The organism is Nocardiopsis sp. NPDC006198, assembly GCF_040613895.1.
In the GTDB taxonomy this organism is placed as follows: domain Bacteria; phylum Actinomycetota; class Actinomycetes; order Streptosporangiales; family Streptosporangiaceae; genus Nocardiopsis; species Nocardiopsis tropica.
Map to the genome: position 1 here is coordinate 118046 of NZ_JBEXSY010000005.1, position 17460 is coordinate 135505.

Below are 17460 nucleotides of genomic sequence, written 5' to 3' on the forward strand. Positions count from 1 at the left end.
CCTAGATCTCCTCGCCGGACAGCAGATCCGACGCGTCGGTGATCCGGTACGCGTACCCCTGCTCGGCGAGGAAGCGCTGCCGGTGCGCGGCGTAGTCCTGGTCGAGGGTGTCCCTGGCGACCACCGCGTAGAAGCGCGCGGCGCGGCCGTCGGTCTTGGGCCGCAGGACCCGGCCCAGGCGCTGGGCCTCCTCCTGCCGGGACCCGAAGGAGCCGGACACCTGCACCGCCACGCCCGCCTCGGGCAGGTCGATGGAGAAGTTCGCGACCTTGGAGACCACCAGCGTGCGCAGCTCGCCGGAGCGGAAGGCGTCGAACAGCCTCTCGCGCTCCTTGTTCCTGGTCTCGCCCTTGATCACGGGGGCGTCCAGGGAGGCGCCCAGCTCGTCCAGCTGGTCGATGTAGGAGCCGATGACCAGCACCTGCTCCTCGGGGTGGCGCTCCACGATCTGCCGCACCACCGAGGTCTTCGTCTCGGAGGAGGCGCAGAACCGGTAGCGGTCCTCGGGCTCGGCGGTGGCGTAGGCCAGGCGCTCGGACTCCGACAGGTCCACCCGGACCTCCACGCAGTCCGCGGGGGCGATCCACCCCTGGTTCTCCATGTCCTTCCACGGGGCGTCGTAGCGCTTGGGGCCGATGAGCGAGAACACGTCGCCCTCCCGGCCGTCCTCCCGCACCAGCGTCGCGGTGAGCCCCAGGCGGCGCCGGGCCTGGAGGCTCGCCGTCATCCGGAAGATCGGCGCCGGCAGCAGGTGGACCTCGTCGTAGACCACGAGCCCCCAGTCGCGGGCGTCGAACAGCTCCAGGTGCGTGTACACGCCCTTGCGCCTGGCGGCCATCACCTGGTAGGTCGCGATCGTGACCGGCCGGATCTCCTTGCGCGTCCCCGAGTACTCGCCGATCTCGTCCTCGGTGAGGGAGGTGCGCCGCAGCAGCTCCGTCTTCCACTGGTGGACCGACACGGTGTTCGTCACGAGGATGAGGGTGGTCGCCCCGGTGAGCGCCATCGCCGCCGCGCCCACGACGGTCTTGCCCGCGCCGCACGGCAGCACGACGACGCCGGAGCCGCCCGCGTGGAAGCTCTCCGCGGCCTCCTTCTGGTAGCCGCGCAGCTCCCAGCCGTCCTGGTCCAGGTCGATGGCGTGGGCCTCGCCGTCCACGTACCCGGCCAGGTCCTCGGCGGGCCAGCCGATCTTCAGCAGCGCCTGCTTGAGGTTGCCGCGCTCGCTGGGGTGCACGGCCACCGAGTCCTCGCCCAGCCGCTCGCCGAGCATGCCCTTGAGCTTCTTGGCCCGGACGACCTCCTCCAGGACGGCCCTGTCCGAGGACTCCAGGACCAGCCCGCGCACGGGGTCGCCGACGATGCGCAGGCGCCCGTAGCGCTGCATGGTCTCGGCGATGTCCACCAGCAGGGAGTGCGGCACCGGGAACCTGGAGAAGCGGATCAGCGCGTCCACGACCTGCTCGGCGTCGTGTCCGGCGGCGCGCGAGTTCCACAGCGCCAGCGGAGTGATCCGGTAGGTGTGCACGTGCTCGGGTGCGCGCTCCAGCTCGGCGAAGGGCGCGATGGCTCGGCGGCACTCGCCGGCGAGCTCGTGGTCGACCTCGAGCAGGAGCGTCTTGTCGGACTGGACGATCAGGCAGGACACACGGACCTTCAATCTCGCGGGGCGGGGGCGGCCTCAGGTGCAACGCGTCCGGGCCCCTGATCATGCCCTGCCGCCGAAATGCCCGCCCGGCCCCGTTCCCGGCCGCCGGAACGGCGTCCTCCGGGGTCCGCGCGCCCGCGTCCGCCGCTGTTCGGGCGGCGTGGAGTCCCGGGCCGGGCCCCGGGTCCGCGTGTCCGCGTCCGCCGCACCGGCGCGGCCCGCGCGGCGCGGTCGGTCAGGTCTCGGAGGTGGCGATGGCGAAGCCGATCAGGCACGCGAGGACGGCCATGATCGCCAGGATCACCCCGTTGGAGATCCAGGCGTAGCGGAGGTGCCGCCGCGCCTTCTCCCGGTCGACCTTCTCCGTGAGGGAGAGCGCCGAGAACACGAGGCCGATGACGCCCAGGAACCCGCAGCAGGTCACCACGAGGAGGATCGACACCACCAGGGCGGCGATGGCGCTCGTCTGGCTGGGCGGGGCCTCCTGGTACGGGGCGGCGTACGGCTCCATGCCGTGGGCGTGTCCGGCGACGGGGCCGCCGTAGCCGCCCGGGGGCGGCGGGTACCCCGCGGGGTCGCCGTAGCCGGCGGGCGGCTGCGGATAGGGGCTGCCGTAGGGGAGGTCCTGCGGGTGGGGCTGCCCGGTGTAGGGGTCGCCGTAGGGGTCGTTGGGACCGGACTGCCAGTTCTCGCTCAAGGTCGTGACCTCCGGGAGGTGTCGGTGTACGGGGGAGCCGTCGGGGACGGCGGGGAGGGGGAGGGCGGCGCTCGGGGCCGGTCCGCCGCCGGGGGCCGGGAACCGGTCCGCGCGGCCGGTCCGCCGGTACCTGCGGGCCCGGTCAGACGCTGAGGATCACCACCGCCAGGAGCATGAGCGGGATGAAGAACACCACCGACAGCGCGGCGTAGGCGAAATTGCACGCCCACGCGTACCGGAGGTGGCGCTCGACCTCGGCCGCGTCCGGGTAGCGCCTGACCGCCATGACCCCGAAGCCGATGCCGGGCAGGTTCGCCACGAGGAGGAAGAACCACATGCCCAGGTACAGGCCCAGGACGGGCACCACCAGGCTGAGCAGCGCCGCCACCAGGGCCGCGACCGCTCCCCCCAGCCTGGCCGGGGGGCCCGTGGGGCCGGCTCCGGGACCGGCTCCGGGACGGGGGCCGGTCCCGGGGCGGTGGCCGAACGGCCCGCCGGACGCCGGACGCGAAGGGCCCGCCGGCCCCGGGGGCCGCACCGAGCCGAGCGTGGAGCCCTGCTCGCGCTCCCAGAAGGCCTTGGGTCCGCCCTGGCCGCTCATCACCGCTCGTCCGCCTCCCGTCGGCCGCGGGGGCCGTCGTCGCCGAGCCGCCCTCGCGGCCGTCCCATACTGCCGCATACCCAGCCCGCCGCGCGCGGACCCGGCGCACGGCGGCACGGTTCGTCAAACACCGGTCAGTAGTTGGTCACCGGGACGATCCCCTGGATCCACGAGCCCGCCTGGGTGAACATCACGAACGTCAGCACCAGCATCACGAAGAACATCACCCCGGCGGCGCCCAGGCAGTACCAGGAGTAGCGGGTGAGCGTCTCCGCCTGGACGGGGCGGCCCCGGTCGCGCGCGTGGGCGGCGCGCACCGCGAACACGATCCCGGCGACCCCGAACAGCCAGTTCGCGCAGCACAGGAACGTGAGCGCGTGCAGGATCAGGGCCATCGTCGAACTGTTGGCCCCGCCGGGGAGCGGCGTCCGGGACCCCTCGCGGTCGTCGTCGCGCCCGTCCCACTCCTCCCGCCCGTCCGGTTCGTCGGCGCGGGGGCGGTCCCGGGCGGTGCGGTCGTCCGGACCGCCGCCGCGACGGGGGTCCCGGCGCCCCGCCCCGCGGCTCCGCCCGAGGCCGCCGTCGCGGTCGTCGTCGCGTCCGTGGTCGCGTGGGGACGATGCCCCGGGGGGCAGCGATGTGTCGCTCATGGGGGTGTCTCTCGCTGTCGGTGGGCGGACCGGCTCGCACCCACACTAGAGGGCGTGCCCGGCGGGCACCCACCCCGCTGCGCGACGCCCCGGCACGCCCCTCGCGGTGTTCTCATCGGTCGACAGGAATCCACCCTGACTCCCTCTTCGGCCTCGCGGGGAAAGCACCGGATACGCCGCTCGCGACGGGCGGCACCCACCGGACACCCTAGGGCGTGTTCCGCGGACACTCGCCCTGCTGCGCGTCGCCCCGGCACGCCCCTCGCTGCGTTCTCATCTGTCGACAGGACCCCACCCTGACTCCTTCTTCGGCCTTGCGATGAACGCACCGGATGCGCCGCTCGCGACGGACGGCATCCACGGAACACGCCCTAGTGCGGCCCCGCCGCCCCTCGCCGGTCGCCGCCGGGGACGCCGTTCCCGCCGCCGGGCTCCGGCCCGTCCAGCTCGGCGACGGCGTTCACCCGGTGCACGGCGAACCGGTGCACGGACGCGCGCGTGGCGTCGTAGGCGGTGAGGAAGCCCCCGTCCACGCCCGAGGGCTCCACGATCCGGCTCACCTGCCGTCCGTCCGTGTCCGTGTAGCCGATCCACACCCGGCGGCCGTCCTTCGCCGCCCGGGTGAGCGCCTCCAGCACCGCCGCGTTCCTCGACCCGGGAGGCCCGTCCTCCGGAAGGGGGATCGGCGTGCGCGCCGCGTTGGACGCCTCGTCCCCGGCCCGCACGGCCCGCACGGCGGCGCGCGCCATGTCCCGGAACGACCCCCCGGGCGGCGGCGGGGCGTCCGCCGGGTCGGACCGCCGCACCTCGGGCCGGCTCAGCCGCATGGTCCCGTCGCCGCTCTCGGGCACCGGGTGGTAGCCGAGCCGGCGCAGCCGCTCCAGGAGCGCGGCCCGGTTGGAGCGGCTCGCCACCACGGTGGGGGCCAGCCGGAACAGCCCCAGGTCCTGGGCCCGGCGGTCCCCGAGCAACTCCTCCAGCAGGGCGGGCTCGTCGCAGCGCAGGTAACCGGAGGCCGAACCGGCCCGCAGTCGCCCGTGCCGGCGCCCCACGTCCGACACCAGGTAGCGCAACGCCTGCGGAAGGGGGGTGCGCGAGTGGCGTTCGAGCAGGGCGGTGATGTCGGCGACGCCCTGCCCCGCGTCCAGGGCGCGGCGCACGGACTCCTCCGTGAAGCGGTACACGGTGGCGCCGCCGGTGGACTCCACGTCCGCGACCAGCGCGAGGTCGCGGGCGAGACCGGTGACGAGGGGGCCGGGGGCCACCGCCGTCAGGTCGCCCTGCACCAGCACGTAGTCCAGCGGCTTCGGCATCTCCGCCGCGAGGACCCTCGCGGCGTCGTCGTCCTCCCCCTCCAGCAGGGGGCGGGTGTGCCCGGCCAGCGCGCCGCGCCCGGTCAGCCCGAGCGCGGCGGCCTCCGCGGCGGCGATCTCCACCAGTTCGGCGTAGACCGGCGACTGGCGGCGCGGGCGGCGCCACGACAGGCGCGAGGCCAGCGACCCGGGCAGCGGGGCGAACCCGGGCGGGGCGGTGGCCATCTCGCCCAGCAGGTCGCGGCGGGCCTGGGGGGCCGCGGGCCGGACCAGCCCGGACCCGAGCACGTTGCGCACCCGGCCGCCGGAGTCGCGCGACCCGTTGAGGGAGGCGACCCGGTCGGAGTCCAGCCAGGCGGAGGCGAGCCGCAGCCAGCGGCGCTCGGGCGGGGTCTCCCGCCACAGGTCGTAGGCGCGGGTGGGCAGCCACTCGCCCTCGACGCGGTCGTCGGCGCCGAGCAGCCCGGCGGCGTGGGCGACCTCCACGAACAGGGCGGCGGTGGTCTCGTCGGTGTCCATCGCCTGGGCCGCGCGGCGGAGGTCGCGTACCCCCAGGCCGCCGTTGCGGAGCACCGCGGCCGGCTCCTGCGACCAGCGTTCGAGCAGTTCCTCGATCGCCCGCAGCACGGTGAACGCCTGCCCGGCGGCGGCCCGGGTGACGGCCTCGCCGGGGTTCGGGGTGCCCTCGAACGGCGGCGGCGCGGTGGTGACCTCGCGGAACAGCAGCCCCGAGCGGAGGGCGAGGGCGGCCTCGCGCGGCAGGGTGAGGGTGTCGTCCCCGCTGGGGAGGAGCAGCGCCCGGGCGATCAGCGTCTCGACCGGGGAGGAGGCGCCCGCGAGGGTGACCTCGCGGCGGGCGTCGGAGACGGTCCCGTTGGGGGGACCCCACGCCATGCCGTCGAGCAGCCTGCGCGCCTGCGGGCCGACCTGCCCGATGAGCCCCAGGACGCGCCCGGGGTCGGCCAGGAGCGTCGCGACCGTCTCGACGGGCGTGTGCGCGGTGCTGTCGGGGACCAGGTCGCGGGCGAGCCGCGCGGCGGCGCCGTGCGGAAGGCCGGCGAGGAGCACGCGCGCCGGAGGTCCGAGCTGTGCCGGGTGGGGGATCAGGTCGCGCAGCACCTGGACGGGGCGGAGCCTGCCCCTGTCGGGCCAGACCAGGGCCAGTTCGAGCAGGGTGTCCAGGGCGTCGGCGAGAGGGTCCCCGGCGGGGCCGTCCTCCGCCGCGCCCCCCTGGGACCCTGAGGCACCTCCGCCGCCCGCCGCGCCGGGGAGGGGGAGCGTGCCCAGCGCCCCGGCCAGGTCCACGGTCTGGACGCCCACCGGTTCGGACAGCCGGTCGTCGCCGAGCGCGATGACGGCCTCCAGCACCTGGAGGGTGAACCGGTCCAGGCGTTCGAGGACCCTCAGGACCGCGTTGCGGCTGGTCGCGCGGGCCGCGAGCGCGCCGATGTCGGACGGGACCGGCTGTGCCAGGTCGGGCCGGGCGGACAGCAGGGCGGCGAGCTCCCCGTCCGACCGGCTGCGCAACCAGGAGGTGAAGGTGGGGGGACGTCCCGGGGCGGGGGCCGCGGGGCTCCCCCCGCCGGGCACGTGCTCGTCGGGTGCTGCGTTCTCGGTCATCGGGTCCACGCTAAGCGATGCCGGGTCCCGTGTTCGCGTGAGTCCCGGCGGTTCCCCCTTGTCACCACCCGTCACCGAGTGTGAGTCCGTATCCGAAGACGATTCGGTGACCGAAATTGGGAAGGGGGGTTAAATGCCAGGTCGTTGTCGGCCAATATTGGAGTCATGACCCAGCGCTCGGAACAACTGGTACTGGACTATCTGTCCGAGGTCGGCCTGGTCCTGCACGGTCGCATGTCGGCGAGGGAGCGCACCGCCTTCCTCGCGGAGCTCCGCTCGCGGATCGACGCGCGCCGCGCGGCGGCGGAGGGCGACGGCCCCGAGGCCGTGCGGGGAATCCTCCGGGGCCTCGGCAGCCCGGAGGACCTGGTGGAACGCGAGATCGCCGGACGCGACCTCGACATCGAGGACACGGAGCTGATCCCGCCCAGGCCGCGTCACGCCGACCGGCCGCCGCCGCCGTGGCGGGGCGGCCCCAGCCGCGGGCTGATGTCCCTCGTGGAGGGCCCGCGCCAGACGGACATCCACGTCACCGGCCGCCGCGCGGACCGCGCGGAACGCGCCGCCCGCAACGCCGGGAGCCGGAGCGGTCCGCCCGGGGTCGTGGCGCTGGTGCGTCGGCACCCCGCGGAGGCGGCCGCCCTGGTCCTGATGCTGCTCACGGTGCCGTGGTCCCTGAACCTCGCCTACCTGTGGGTGCTCGGCGCCGTGCTTGTCGTGCTCAGCCAGGTGTGGAGCGCGGTGGACAAGTGGGTCGGCGTCGGCCTGCCCCTGGTGGCCTGCCTGGTCGGGATGGCCCTGTGGTCGGGGGAGGCCGAGTTCGTCGACCAGTACGTCCAGGAGTCCCTGGCCGCCACCGGCGTCGTCGGCCTCGCCGTGGGCTCCCTGGCGGGCGTCGTGTACCTGTACCCGAGGGCGCGCCGCTCCGCCGGTGCGGAGGAGCGCCGGGCGCGGGAATGACGCCCCGGCCGCCTCCCTCTCCTGTTCGGGCGGGGGAGCGCCGGGCCCGGGAATGACGTCCTGGCCGCCGCGGGCTTTCGCCCCCGCCGCCCCTTCCCGCCTTCTCCGGAGCGGGGCGGGAACGCGGTCGCGCCGTTCCGGCTGGTCATTGCTTGGCAAACGCTGGGGAATAACCTTTTACGGTCCGCCCGTTACTACGAGTCCTGGACCACGGATTCGGGTAGGCATGTCACTACACCGCCGTTTTCGCTTCGCGGCGGTCGTATCGGTAACGGTGGCCCGACGGCCAGTTCGGGCGCCACTTCGGTCGAGGCGGCCCGCTTCACCGCCGAGTTCCGTCCCACACTCCGCACCCAGCGGTGGGGGCCGCCAGCACCGCACGAGGCCCGGGTGAGCCGTATCCGGGCCTCGTTCCCGTTCCCGGGGAGCCATTCCGTGTTCGGCGGGGAGTTCCTCCCGCCTCCCGGAGGCGGAGAATTATGCCCTCGCGTCCGGATGCCCTTCCGCACTAACCTGGTGAGCCCATGGAAACCACGGGAGCCCGGGACGGACGGGTGGGCCGGGGGCCGCCTGTGCGCCTTTGCCGCCCCCTGCCCCGGGGCCCGCCAGCGAAAGCACGAGGTCTCTACGTGCCCACCGGCAAGGTCAAGTGGTACGACGGCGACAAGGGTTTCGGATTCCTCACGCGCGACGACGGCGGCGAGGTCTTCGTGCACTCCTCGTCCCTGCCCCCGGACACCGTGTCGCTGCGGCCCGGGCAGCGGGTCGAGTTCGGCGTCGCGGACGGCCGCAAGGGCGCCCAGGCGCTCCAGGTCGTGCTCCTGGACGCCCAGCCCTCCGTCGCCAGGGCCCGCCGCAAGTCGCCCGACGAGATGGTGGCCCTCACCGAGGACCTCATCAAGCTCCTGGAGGGCCTCTCCACCGGCTACCGCAGGGGCCGCCACCCGGAGCGCAGGGATGCCGCGCGGATCTCCTCCGTGCTGCGCGCGGTGGCCGACGACCTGGAGGCCTGACCGCCGCGGGCCCTTCCGTCCGCCCCCGGAAGGGCCCCTCCGACACCACAAGACTTGATCAAGAGGATGTATCGGGCGAACCTTGACCCGCGTTATGGTCAAATCGGTGCTCGCGATCAGTGAGAATGGGGAACGTGAGCCCTTCTCGACGTTCTCCTGTACCGGACAAGGCCTGTGTCGACGCGGTGGAGTTGGCCCGCTCGGTGGCCGCCGAGGCCGGGCGACCCGAATGGGTGGGTGACGCGCTCACCCCCCAGGTCGAGGACACGCGCCTGGTCACCCACTACTTCACCTGCCTCGACCCCGCCTACCCGGGGTGGAACTACGCGGTCACCGTCGTCCGCGCCTCGCGCGCCAAGGACGTCACGGTCAACGAGGTCGTTCTGCTCCCCGGCGAGGGCGCACTCGTGGCGCCCGAATGGCTGCCCTGGAAGGAGCGGCTGCTCCCCGGCGACCTCGGCGTCGGCGACCTCCTGCCCACGGAGGAGGACGACGAGCGCCTCATCCCCGGCTACGCCCAGGTGCCCGACAGCGAGCTGGACGCCGAGGGCGTGGACCAGCAGATGGTCTGGGAGCTGGGACTGGGCCGTCGCCAGGTCCTCTCCGAGGTCGGACGCGAGCAGGCCGCCGAGCGCTGGTACAACGGCGAGGCCGGGCCGCGCAGCCCGATCGCCGCGGCCGCTCCGGACCGCTGCATCACCTGCGGCTTCATGACCCCGCTCGCCGGTGAGCTGCGCCAGATGTTCGGCGTGTGCACCAACGAGTACGCCCCCGACGACGGCCGGGTGGTCTCCATGGACCACGGCTGCGGGGCCCACTCCGAGGTGCGCCGTCCCGAGCCGCAGGCCGGCCCCAGCGGCCCGGTCGTCGACGAGATGGGCTACGACCACATCGTCTTCGACGACACCGCCGAACTGGAGCTCGTCTCCTCCGAGTCCTGACGGGCCGTGTCCTCCTCCGGAGAAAGCACGCCCCGCCGCGCTGTCGGACCCTGGCCCCCCGTCCCGGTGGGCTAGGGTCTTCCTACCGCACCCACCCTCGCCCCGGGTGCACCGTGCCGGGTCGTGCCCGCAGCGCAGGAGGAACCCACCATGGCCGAGCCGGTGACCGCTTCGGCGGTCGACCCCTACAACACCGCCGAACTGCGCCGACGCGTCCTCGCGGCGTGGGCCGACGCCCCGGCCAGGTTCCGGGAGGACGCCAACGCGGAGGAGGACTTCGCCCTCGGCGGCTACCGTGACCGCGTCGTGGTCGAACTCGCCCAGAACGCCGCCGACGCGGCGCGCAGGGCGGGGGTCCCGGGAAGGCTGCGCCTGGCGCTGGACGGCCTCCGGCTGACCGCCGAGAACACGGGCTCGCCGCTGACCCCCGAGGGGGTCGAGTCGCTGGCGACCCTGCGCGCCTCCACCAAGCGCGGCGAACAGGGCGCGACCGGGCGCTTCGGCGTCGGCTTCTCCGCGGTGGCGGCGCTCAGCGACGACGTCACCGTCGACTCCGGCGGCGCGGCGGTCCGCTTCAGCGCCGAGGCCGCGCGCGAGGCCGTCGCGGAGCTGCTGGCCGGGGGCGGGGCCCACGCCGACCTGGCGGACGAGGTGGGGCGCCGCTCCGGGCACGTGCCCATGCTGCGGCTGCCCTTCCCCGCGCGGGCGGCGGCCCCGGGGGACTACGACACCGTCGTCACCCTCCTGCTCCGCGACGACCAGGTCCGCCTGCGCGTGCGCGAACTCCTCGGCCGCACCGGCGAGGCCCTGCTGCTCGCCCTGCCCGGCCTCGCGGAGGTCCGCGTGGACGTGGACGGCGAGGAGCACGTCCTCACCCGGCAGGAGGTCCCGGCGGACCCGTCGGCCCCGGACGTCCCCGGCACGACCGCGCCGCCCCTCCCCGGGGGCCCCGCCGACGCGACCTCGCTCGCATCACAAGCCGCTTCCGTCCCCGCATCCACATCTGCCACACCGGTGGCGGGGACCGGCGTCGCCGACCTCGTCACCGGCCGCCGGGACGCCGAGGGCACGCGCACCACCCTGTGGCGGGTCCTCGGCCGTTCGGGCGAGTTCGACGCCTCCCTGCTGGCCGACCGTCCCACGGAGGAGCGCGACCGCACCTCCTGGTCGCTGACCTGGGCCGTCCCCGTGGCCCCCGACGGCACCGTCGCCGCACTGCCCGCCGACGTCGAGAACGTCGTCCACGCGCCCACCCCCACCGACACGGAGCTCGCCCTCCCCGCCGTCCTCATCGGGAGCTTCCCGCTCGGCAGCGACCGGCGCGGCGTCCAACCCGGAGCGGCCACCGACCTGCTGCTCACGGAGGCGGCCCACGCCTACTGCGCGCTCCTGCGCCGGTTCGACGGCCGGGCCGCCCTCGACCTCGTACCCGGCACCCGCGTGGGGGGCGGCGCCGTCGACGCCCTCTTCCGCGCGCGCGTCGCCGAACCCCTCCGGGACACCGCGTTCCTGACCACCGCCTCCGGGGCGCCCGTCGCCCCGCGCGACGCGGCCCTGCTCGACACCGGCGGGTCGGGCGGCGCCGCGGACCTGGCGGCCGTCCTCGCCGAACTCGTCCCCCAGCTGCTCCCCGGCTCGTGGAGTCCGCGCCACCCGGCGCTCGCCGCCCTGCGCGTCCACCGCCTGGGCCTGGCCGACGTGGCCGACCTGCTCGCGGACACCGACCGGCCGCCGCGCTGGTGGGCCTCGCTCTACGCCGCCCTGGACACCGCCGGGAGCGGCGGAGCCGACCTCGACGAGCTCGGCTCCCTCCCGGTGCCCCTGGCGGACGGCCGCCTCGTGCGCGGTCCCCGCTCCCTGCTCCTCCCCGGGGAGGACTGGGCCGGGGCCGACGGCGCCGGAGGCCGCGGGATCACCGCGGAGACCGTCGCCGCGCTCGGCGTGCGCGTGGTCCACCCCGAGGCAGTCGACCCGCTCCTGCGCCGCCTGGGCGCGGTGGAGGCCGGTGCGGCCACCGTCCTGTCCGACCCCCGGACCGAGGCGGCCGTCCGCGACTCCCTCGACGCCGACGACCCCGAGCCGATCGCCGAGGCCGTCCTCGACCTCGTCGCGGCCTCCGGCACGACCGTCGCCGACGCGCCCTGGCTGGCCGAACTCGCCCTGCGCGACGACGAGGACGGCTACTCGGTCGCCGCCGAACTCCTCGTCCCCGGCGCTCCGCTCGCGGACCTGCTCGTCGACGACGCCCCCTTCGGCACCGTCCACGAGGACCTCGTCGAACGCCACGGGACCGACGCCCTGCGCGCGGTCGGCGCCCTCTGGGAACTCGGCGTGGTCCGGGTCGAGGAGGCCGCGCTGGGGGAGGACCTGGTCGCGGAGTTCGACGGCGCCGCCGGCGAGGACGGCCCGGACGGCCTGGAGGACTGGGCCGACGAGGTCCTCGAACGCGTCGGCGACCCCGAGCTGCCCCCGGTGGTGCCCGAGCTGGTGGTCGTCGCCGACCTCGACTGCGTCGCGGACGACAGCTGGCCGCAGGCCCTGGCGATGCTGTCCCGGGGCCCGCTGCGCGAGGCCGTGACCGAGCCCGCGCGGCTGCTGATGCCCGACGGCCGCGTGGTGGACGTGCCCTCGTACACGGCGTGGTGGCTCCGGTCCCGGGCGCTGCTGGGCGGCAGCGCGCCGGTCGAGCTGCGCACCGCCGACGCCGACCCGTCCCTGACCGGCCTGTACGACGAGGTCCCGGCCGACGTCGACCCCGAGTTCGCCCGCGCGCTGGGGGTGCGCGCCACCCTCGCCGACCTGATCAACGACCCGGAGGGGCCGGACGACCTGCTCGCCCGCCTGGCGGACCCCGACCGCCACGTGGACCGCGCCTCGCTCCGCCTGGTGTGGACCGCGCTCGCCCTCGTGGACGCGGAGCTGGTGACCCCGCCCTCCCGCGTGCGGGCGGTGCGCGGCGGCGCGATCGTGGTGGCCGACGCGGAGGAGGCCGTGGTGGTGGACTCCCCGGACCTGCTGCCGCTGCTGGAGGACCGCCCGCTGGTCCTGGCCCCGGACGACTCCGCCGAGGCCCTGGCCGACGTCCTCGACCTGGACCTGGCGAGCGAGACGGTCACCGGCAAGGTCGGGTCGGCCGGCGAGGTCCGACCGGTCCCCGGCGAGGCCGACCTGTTCCTGGACCCCGCCGGGGAGCCGGACCGCACCTACATGCACCACCGGACGCTCACCGTGGACGGCGTCGAGCTGGAGTGGTACGCCGGCGACGGCACGGCGCACGCGTCCACCACCGACGGCCTGGCGCGGGCCCTGTGCTGGCGCGCCGGGCAGTGGTCCCGCCGGCACCTGGTCGCGGCCGCCCTGCGCGACCCGTCCGCCGCCGCCCGGCTCCTCGCCGAGGCCGACCTGGAGTAGCGCGGCTCCGGGCGGGACGCGGCCCCCGGCGACCCCGGGGGCCGCGTCAGGCCAGGACCTCGGCGAGGCGCTCTCCCAGCCCCTCTTCCGGCTCGTCCCACTCCAGGACCTCGACCTCGTCGCCCACCGCCGCGCTCCCCGGCCGGGTGACGGCGAACAGGGAGCCGAAGGACACCCCGCCGCCGTCCGCGCGCCGGTAGCCCGCCAGGGTCCGCAGCGGCTCCGGGCCGCTCCTCTCGCCCCGCGCCTGGTCCACCGTCGTCCCCACGCAGCGGATGCACACCTTGGCGTAGCCCAGCTCGGCGTCCCCCAGGCGGACGGAGCGCACCCGGTCCTCGGTGTGCGGCTCCTCCCACCCCGACACGACGACGTTGGGCCGGAACCGGTCGATCGGCACGGGTTCTGCGCCGCGCTCCAGGATGCGCGCGCCGAGCAGGTCCAGGGAGGACGCGGACGCCATCAGGACCGCCGTGCTGTCCGCGAACCCGCTGGTGCCGGGGGTCCTCCCCCCGGTCGGGCGTGCGTGGTCGTCGGGCACCCGCACCAGGCGGCTCGGCGCGCCCAGCACCTCGGTCAGCCACCCGGAGACCTCGTCCCCCTGGTCCACGCCCACGAACGGCTTCCCGTGCAGGACGACGTCCAGCCGGGGACCCCCGGGGTCGACCCCGACGTCGACGTGGCCGAACCCGTCCGTGTCCAGCCGCAGGCGGGACCCGTCGCCGGTGATCCCGGCGCGCACGCGCGCCAGCCGCGGGTCGTTGCGCTGGCTGCGGAAACCGCCGCCGCCGTCGACCACCATGAACGTGCGGTCGTGGGCGATCCCGGCGGGGGTCACGAGGGCGGAGCGCAGGGAGGTCCCGGCGCACCCCTTGACGGGGTAGTGGACGAGTTCGGAGATCTGGGCCATGGGCAGACGCTACCGTCCGGCCCGCCCCCGGCTCCCGGGGGAGGCCCGGACCGGGTAGCCTCCTCTTCCCCCGCACCGCCCCCGACACCGACGGGACCCCCATGCGCGCCACCTCCTCGCTCCTCGCCCTGGGCGCCCTCCTGCTCGCCGCCGGCTGCGGCGGCGGGGAGGCGCAGGACCCGCCCGCCGCCACCGCGGAGGCCGAGCCCACGGAGTACGTCTTCGCCCCGGGGGAGCGGATCACCGTGGAGCTCACCATGTACGACGGCGAGGACGGCCGCCGGACGCCGTTCTTCTCCGGGTACCGGCCCTCGATCGAGTTCGGGCACGGGGGGCCGGCCGTCGAGTGCGGCGCCCACCTGCCGGTCGAGTTGCGGGAGTTCCCGCCGGGGGAGACCCACACGATCGTGCTGGAGTGCGGCTCCGAGGTCGCGGTCCCGGTGGACGAACCCGGGTTCGCCCTGGTGGAGGACGGCGTCGAGCGGGGTAGGGGTGAGGTGGTCCCCACGGGGGAGGGGTGACGGGGCGTCCGCAGGGTACCGGCTTTGCCTTATATAAGAAGTTACTTATATGGTGGGGGCATGCACGCCTTCGACGTCCTCGGGGACCCCGTCCGGCGCCGCCTGCTGGAGCTGCTCAACGACGGCGAGCGCTCCTCGGGGGAGCTGACCGGGATCGTGCGGGACGAGTTCGGGATCTCCCAGCCCGCCGTCTCCCAGCACCTGCGCGTACTCAGGGAGAACGGGTTCGCCACCGTGCGCAAGGACGGCAGTCGCAGGCTGTACACCGTGGACACGGGCCCGCTGCGTGACGCCGACGCCTGGCTGAGGCGCTTCGCCGCCCGCTGGGAGCCGCACCTGGCGGCGCTCGACACCGAGCTCGCCAGGGGGAGGCGCGAACGCCGCTCCGGCGACCGCGCGGGCCCCGGACGGGAGCCATGACTTCCACACCCAGGAGGAGCACGATGGACATCGAGCACGAGATCGACGCGGTCGGCCGGTCGGTCGGCGTCCGGCGGACCGGCTCGGGCGCCGAGAGCACCGTCACGGTCAGCCGCGCCTACGACGTCCCGGTCGAGGACCTGTGGGACGCCTGCACCAGCCCTGAGCGCATCCCGCGCTGGTTCCTGCCGGTCGCCGGCGACCTCCGGGAGGGCGGCGCCTACCAGCTGGAGGGCAACGCCGGAGGGCGCGTCCTGTCCTGCGACCCGCCGCACTCCTATCGGGTCACCTGGGAGTACGGCGGCGAGAGCAGCGAGGTGGAGGTCCGCCTGACCGCGGAGACCGCCACCCGCTCGCGGTTCGAGCTGTCCCACACCGCGCCGCTCGACGAGTTCTGGGAGCGGTACGGCCCCGGGGCCGGGGGGATCGGATGGGACCTGGGGCTGTTCGGCCTGACCCTGCACCTGCTCCACGGGGCGAGCGTCCCGCCGGAGGCCGGGGAGTGGGCGGGCTCGGAGGACGCGCGGCGGTTCACGGAGCTGAGCGGACGCCGCTGGGCGACGGCGCACGCCGAGTCCGGGGAGGACCCGGACCGGGCCGAGGCCGCGGCGGACCGGACCATCGACTTCTACACGGCGCCGCCGGAGGGTTCTGCCTGAGACGGCCGGGCCGGGGCCGCCCGTGCGCGGGCGGACGGCGGTGGTCGTCTCCGGCCCCGCCGCCCGGGACCGGCGGGCGGCCCCGCGCGAGCGGACGGCGGGTCAGCGGGCGACCCGGAAGAACCCCTCGGAGATGAGGGTGCGCAGCGCGTCCGGCGTCCGCTCCCGCACGACCGCCTGGTCCTCGCCGATGAGCTGGGCGATGGCGTCCAGGAGCGGCCCCACGGGCATGGTGCCGTCGCACACCCCGGCCAGGGCGGCCTCGACGGTCCCCACGCGGGCGACCCTGCGCAGCCCGTTCTGCTGGCGCAGCACGATCTTCTCCGGGTCCGGGGCGCCCGGCCTGCCCACCCGCTCCTCCACCACCCCGGGGGCGAGCGCGACGTGCGCCGACAGCAGGGCGGCGTCGGTGAGCCGCAGCGCCGTCATCGCCCCGTCCACGACGTCGGGCAGGTACGGGCCGACCGGCTGCTCGATGTCGTGCCGCAGCTCCTCCACGCGCACCGTCGCGTCCTGGGCGACGTCGTTGCGCAGGCTGATCCACCCGAACCCGATGCCCTTGATGCCCTCGCGCTCGAAGTAGTCCAGCCAGGCGTCGTAGCGGCGCGTGTACTCGGGCGTGCCGTGCTCGCACGAGTCGCGCAGCCACAGCTCGACGTACTGGGCGGGGTCCTGCACGTCGCGCTGGACCACCCAGCCCGAGCAGCCGGTCCCGGTCACCCAGCCGCCGACGCGGTCCTCCCAGTCGTCGCCGTCGGAGTGCACCCAGTTCGCGAGGATCTGGCACCAGCCGCCCTCGGTGAGGTGCGCGGGGGCCTGCCGCACCAGCTCGGCGCAGACCGTGTCGCCGGGCAGGTCGGACTCCCGGTAGGTGTACCGGGAGGAGTCGGGGGTGATCACGAACGGGGGGTTGGACACGATGAGGTCGAACCGCTCGCCCTCGACCGGTTCGTAGAGGGAGCCCTGGGCCAGGCGGGCGCCCGCGACCCCGGACAGGGCCAGGCTGATCCCGGCCAGGCGCACCGCGCGCGGGTTGAGGTCGGTGGCGACCACCTCGCGGGCCCGCGACGCCAGGTGCAGCGCCTGCACCCCGCAGCCGGTGCCGACGTCCAGGGCGCGGTCGACCGGGCCGTCGACGATCAGCTGGGACAGGGTGGCGGACGCGTTGCCCGCGCCGACCACGTGGTCGTGGCGGGGGACGGCCCCGGTGCCCGGGCGCACCTTGGGGTCGGAGACCACGAAGCCGGGCCGGCCGTCCTCCAGGTCCCACGGTCCGAGGTGGACCAGGGCGCGGACGACGGTCCCGTGGGGTCCCTCCTCGACGGTGACGAGCCCCGCCTCGGCCAGTTCGTCCACGGGGAGGACGGCCCGCGCGGCCCGCGCGGGGATGGGCGATCGGAGCCACCACAGGCGCAGCAGCAGTCCGAGCCGTTCCTCCCCGCCGGTGGCGCGCAGGGCGGGCACCAGCTCTTCACGGGCCAGGGCTCGGGCGGCGGCGTCGCCGAGCCGGTCGCGGACGCCTGACACCGTGTAGTCGGCGTCGATGAGGATGCCGCGGAGTCGGTCGGCGAGGCCGCGCGGGAATTCAGTCTCAGACACCCGCCCATTATCAGGCAGAACGGCGGTGCCCCGCTGACAGGCGGTCCGGCCTGGTCAGGAGGGCTCGGAGAAGCGGGCGGCCCCGCGCTCGGCCGACTCGTCCCTCTTGCGGAGCAGGCGCGGGATGTAGAGGTAGCCGAACACCCCGAGGGCGGCGCCGGTCGCGCAGACGCCGATCCACCAGCGCTCGGCCTGGGGGAGGGAGTCGCCCATGGCGACGAGGACGACGAGGGCGACGGCCCACGCGAGGGTGCCGATGGCGGCGGGCACGCGGTAGTCGCTCTCGTGGACTTCGGGATCGGGCCGGCGAGGTGTGCGCACGGTTCCAGGCTATCCGCTCGCACGCGGCCGGCGTCGGCGTGTCGGCGCCGACCGCTCCGACCAGGGAAGCGTTCGTCACACTCCCTGCTCCGATCATCCGGTCATATGGCGATTTCTATGAAACTCCCGTGAAACGAGTGTCAGCTGTTGTATGAAGATGCAACTAATCTGGCGCAGAA

15 protein-coding genes are annotated in these 17460 nt (G+C 75.2%); 7 read left to right on the forward strand and 8 right to left on the reverse strand.

Features of this window, described 5'->3' with window-relative positions; translation table 11 throughout:
• Position 1: 1 nt before the first annotated feature.
• The 5 genes from ABZ234_RS05835 to ABZ234_RS05855 form a co-directional block, all read right to left on the reverse strand.
• A complete protein-coding gene (locus tag ABZ234_RS05835) occupies positions 2–1648 on the reverse strand; it encodes a DNA repair helicase XPB (protein ID WP_355011171.1) in 1647 nt (548 codons plus the stop codon).
• 235 nt (positions 1649–1883) lie between these two features.
• Complete coding sequence (locus ABZ234_RS05840) at positions 1884–2345, reverse strand: DUF4190 domain-containing protein (RefSeq protein ID WP_355011172.1); 462 nt, start codon at positions 2343–2345, stop codon at positions 1884–1886.
• A 142-nt stretch (positions 2346–2487) separates the two neighbouring features.
• Positions 2488–2946: a hypothetical protein gene (locus ABZ234_RS05845; RefSeq protein WP_355011173.1), complete on the reverse strand. Its 459-nt coding sequence runs from the start codon at positions 2944–2946 to the stop codon at positions 2488–2490.
• A gap of 134 nt (positions 2947–3080) precedes the next feature.
• Positions 3081–3596 carry a hypothetical protein gene (locus ABZ234_RS05850; protein WP_355011174.1) on the reverse strand — a complete coding sequence of 172 codons (516 nt, stop codon included), beginning with the start codon at positions 3594–3596 and terminating at the stop codon, positions 3081–3083.
• Positions 3597–3967: 371 nt separating this feature from the next.
• A complete protein-coding gene (locus tag ABZ234_RS05855; RefSeq protein WP_355011175.1) occupies positions 3968–6529 on the reverse strand; it encodes a helicase-associated domain-containing protein in 2562 nt (853 codons plus the stop codon).
• A 165-nt stretch (positions 6530–6694) separates the two neighbouring features.
• Between ABZ234_RS05855 and ABZ234_RS05860 the strand changes: the two genes are divergently transcribed.
• The 4 genes from ABZ234_RS05860 to ABZ234_RS05875 all read left to right on the forward strand — a co-directional run bounded on the left by ABZ234_RS05860 (position 6695) and on the right by ABZ234_RS05875 (position 12854).
• On the forward strand, positions 6695–7489 hold the full coding sequence (locus ABZ234_RS05860) for a hypothetical protein (protein ID WP_355011176.1): 795 nt from the start codon (positions 6695–6697) through the stop codon (positions 7487–7489).
• Positions 7490–8118: 629 nt separating this feature from the next.
• A complete protein-coding gene (locus tag ABZ234_RS05865; protein WP_344179937.1) occupies positions 8119–8502 on the forward strand; it encodes a cold-shock protein in 384 nt (127 codons plus the stop codon).
• 185 nt (positions 8503–8687) lie between these two features.
• A complete protein-coding gene (locus tag ABZ234_RS05870) occupies positions 8688–9443 on the forward strand; it encodes a DUF3027 domain-containing protein (protein WP_267950231.1) in 756 nt (251 codons plus the stop codon).
• 150 nt (positions 9444–9593) lie between these two features.
• Complete coding sequence (locus ABZ234_RS05875; protein WP_355011212.1) at positions 9594–12854, forward strand: ATP-binding protein; 3261 nt, start codon at positions 9594–9596, stop codon at positions 12852–12854.
• Between the two features lie 46 nt (positions 12855–12900).
• Here ABZ234_RS05875 and ABZ234_RS05880 read toward each other — a convergent pair whose 3' ends face one another.
• Positions 12901–13761, reverse strand: a complete 861-nt coding sequence (locus ABZ234_RS05880; protein ID WP_355011177.1) for an MOSC N-terminal beta barrel domain-containing protein — start codon at positions 13759–13761, stop codon at positions 12901–12903.
• 101 nt (positions 13762–13862) lie between these two features.
• On the opposite strand from ABZ234_RS05880, the gene ABZ234_RS05885 reads away from it, so the two are divergent.
• From ABZ234_RS05885 to ABZ234_RS05895, 3 genes are read left to right on the forward strand one after another with little or no spacing between them, the layout of a single operon-like run.
• Positions 13863–14282 (forward strand): hypothetical protein, encoded by a 420-nt coding sequence (locus ABZ234_RS05885; protein WP_355011178.1) that lies wholly within the window; start codon positions 13863–13865, stop codon positions 14280–14282.
• Between the two features lie 60 nt (positions 14283–14342).
• Positions 14343–14702 (forward strand): metalloregulator ArsR/SmtB family transcription factor, encoded by a 360-nt coding sequence (locus tag ABZ234_RS05890; RefSeq protein WP_344179931.1) that lies wholly within the window; start codon positions 14343–14345, stop codon positions 14700–14702.
• A 23-nt stretch (positions 14703–14725) separates the two neighbouring features.
• Entirely contained in the window at positions 14726–15361 is a 636-nt protein-coding gene (locus tag ABZ234_RS05895; protein WP_355011179.1) for an SRPBCC family protein, read from the forward strand.
• 102 nt (positions 15362–15463) lie between these two features.
• Here ABZ234_RS05895 and ABZ234_RS05900 read toward each other — a convergent pair whose 3' ends face one another.
• Both ABZ234_RS05900 and ABZ234_RS05905 read right to left on the reverse strand, forming a co-directional pair.
• Positions 15464–16960, reverse strand: a complete 1497-nt coding sequence (locus tag ABZ234_RS05900; RefSeq protein ID WP_344179927.1) for a methyltransferase — start codon at positions 16958–16960, stop codon at positions 15464–15466.
• Between the two features lie 54 nt (positions 16961–17014).
• The gene (locus ABZ234_RS05905; RefSeq protein ID WP_267947950.1) at positions 17015–17281 is read right to left on the reverse strand and encodes a DUF2530 domain-containing protein; all 267 of its coding nucleotides are present in this window, start codon (positions 17279–17281) and stop codon (positions 17015–17017) included.
• Positions 17282–17460 lie beyond the last annotated feature (179 nt).

Coding starts and splice junctions, on each gene's coding strand:
- ABZ234_RS05845 (WP_355011173.1), bottom strand. CDS start 2,946: ATGAGCGGCCAGGGCGGACCCAAGGCCTTCTGGGAGCGCGAGCAGGGC.
- ABZ234_RS05895 (WP_355011179.1), top strand. CDS start 14,726: ATGGACATCGAGCACGAGATCGACGCGGTCGGCCGGTCGGTCGGCGTC.
- ABZ234_RS05860 (WP_355011176.1), top strand. CDS start 6,695: ATGACCCAGCGCTCGGAACAACTGGTACTGGACTATCTGTCCGAGGTC.
- ABZ234_RS05850 (WP_355011174.1), bottom strand. CDS start 3,596: ATGAGCGACACATCGCTGCCCCCCGGGGCATCGTCCCCACGCGACCAC.
- ABZ234_RS05875 (WP_355011212.1), top strand. CDS start 9,594: ATGGCCGAGCCGGTGACCGCTTCGGCGGTCGACCCCTACAACACCGCC.
- ABZ234_RS05855 (WP_355011175.1), bottom strand. CDS start 6,529: ATGACCGAGAACGCAGCACCCGACGAGCACGTGCCCGGCGGGGGGAGC.
- ABZ234_RS05880 (WP_355011177.1), bottom strand. CDS start 13,761: ATGGCCCAGATCTCCGAACTCGTCCACTACCCCGTCAAGGGGTGCGCC.
- ABZ234_RS05890 (WP_344179931.1), top strand. CDS start 14,343: ATGCACGCCTTCGACGTCCTCGGGGACCCCGTCCGGCGCCGCCTGCTG.
- ABZ234_RS05885 (WP_355011178.1), top strand. CDS start 13,863: ATGCGCGCCACCTCCTCGCTCCTCGCCCTGGGCGCCCTCCTGCTCGCC.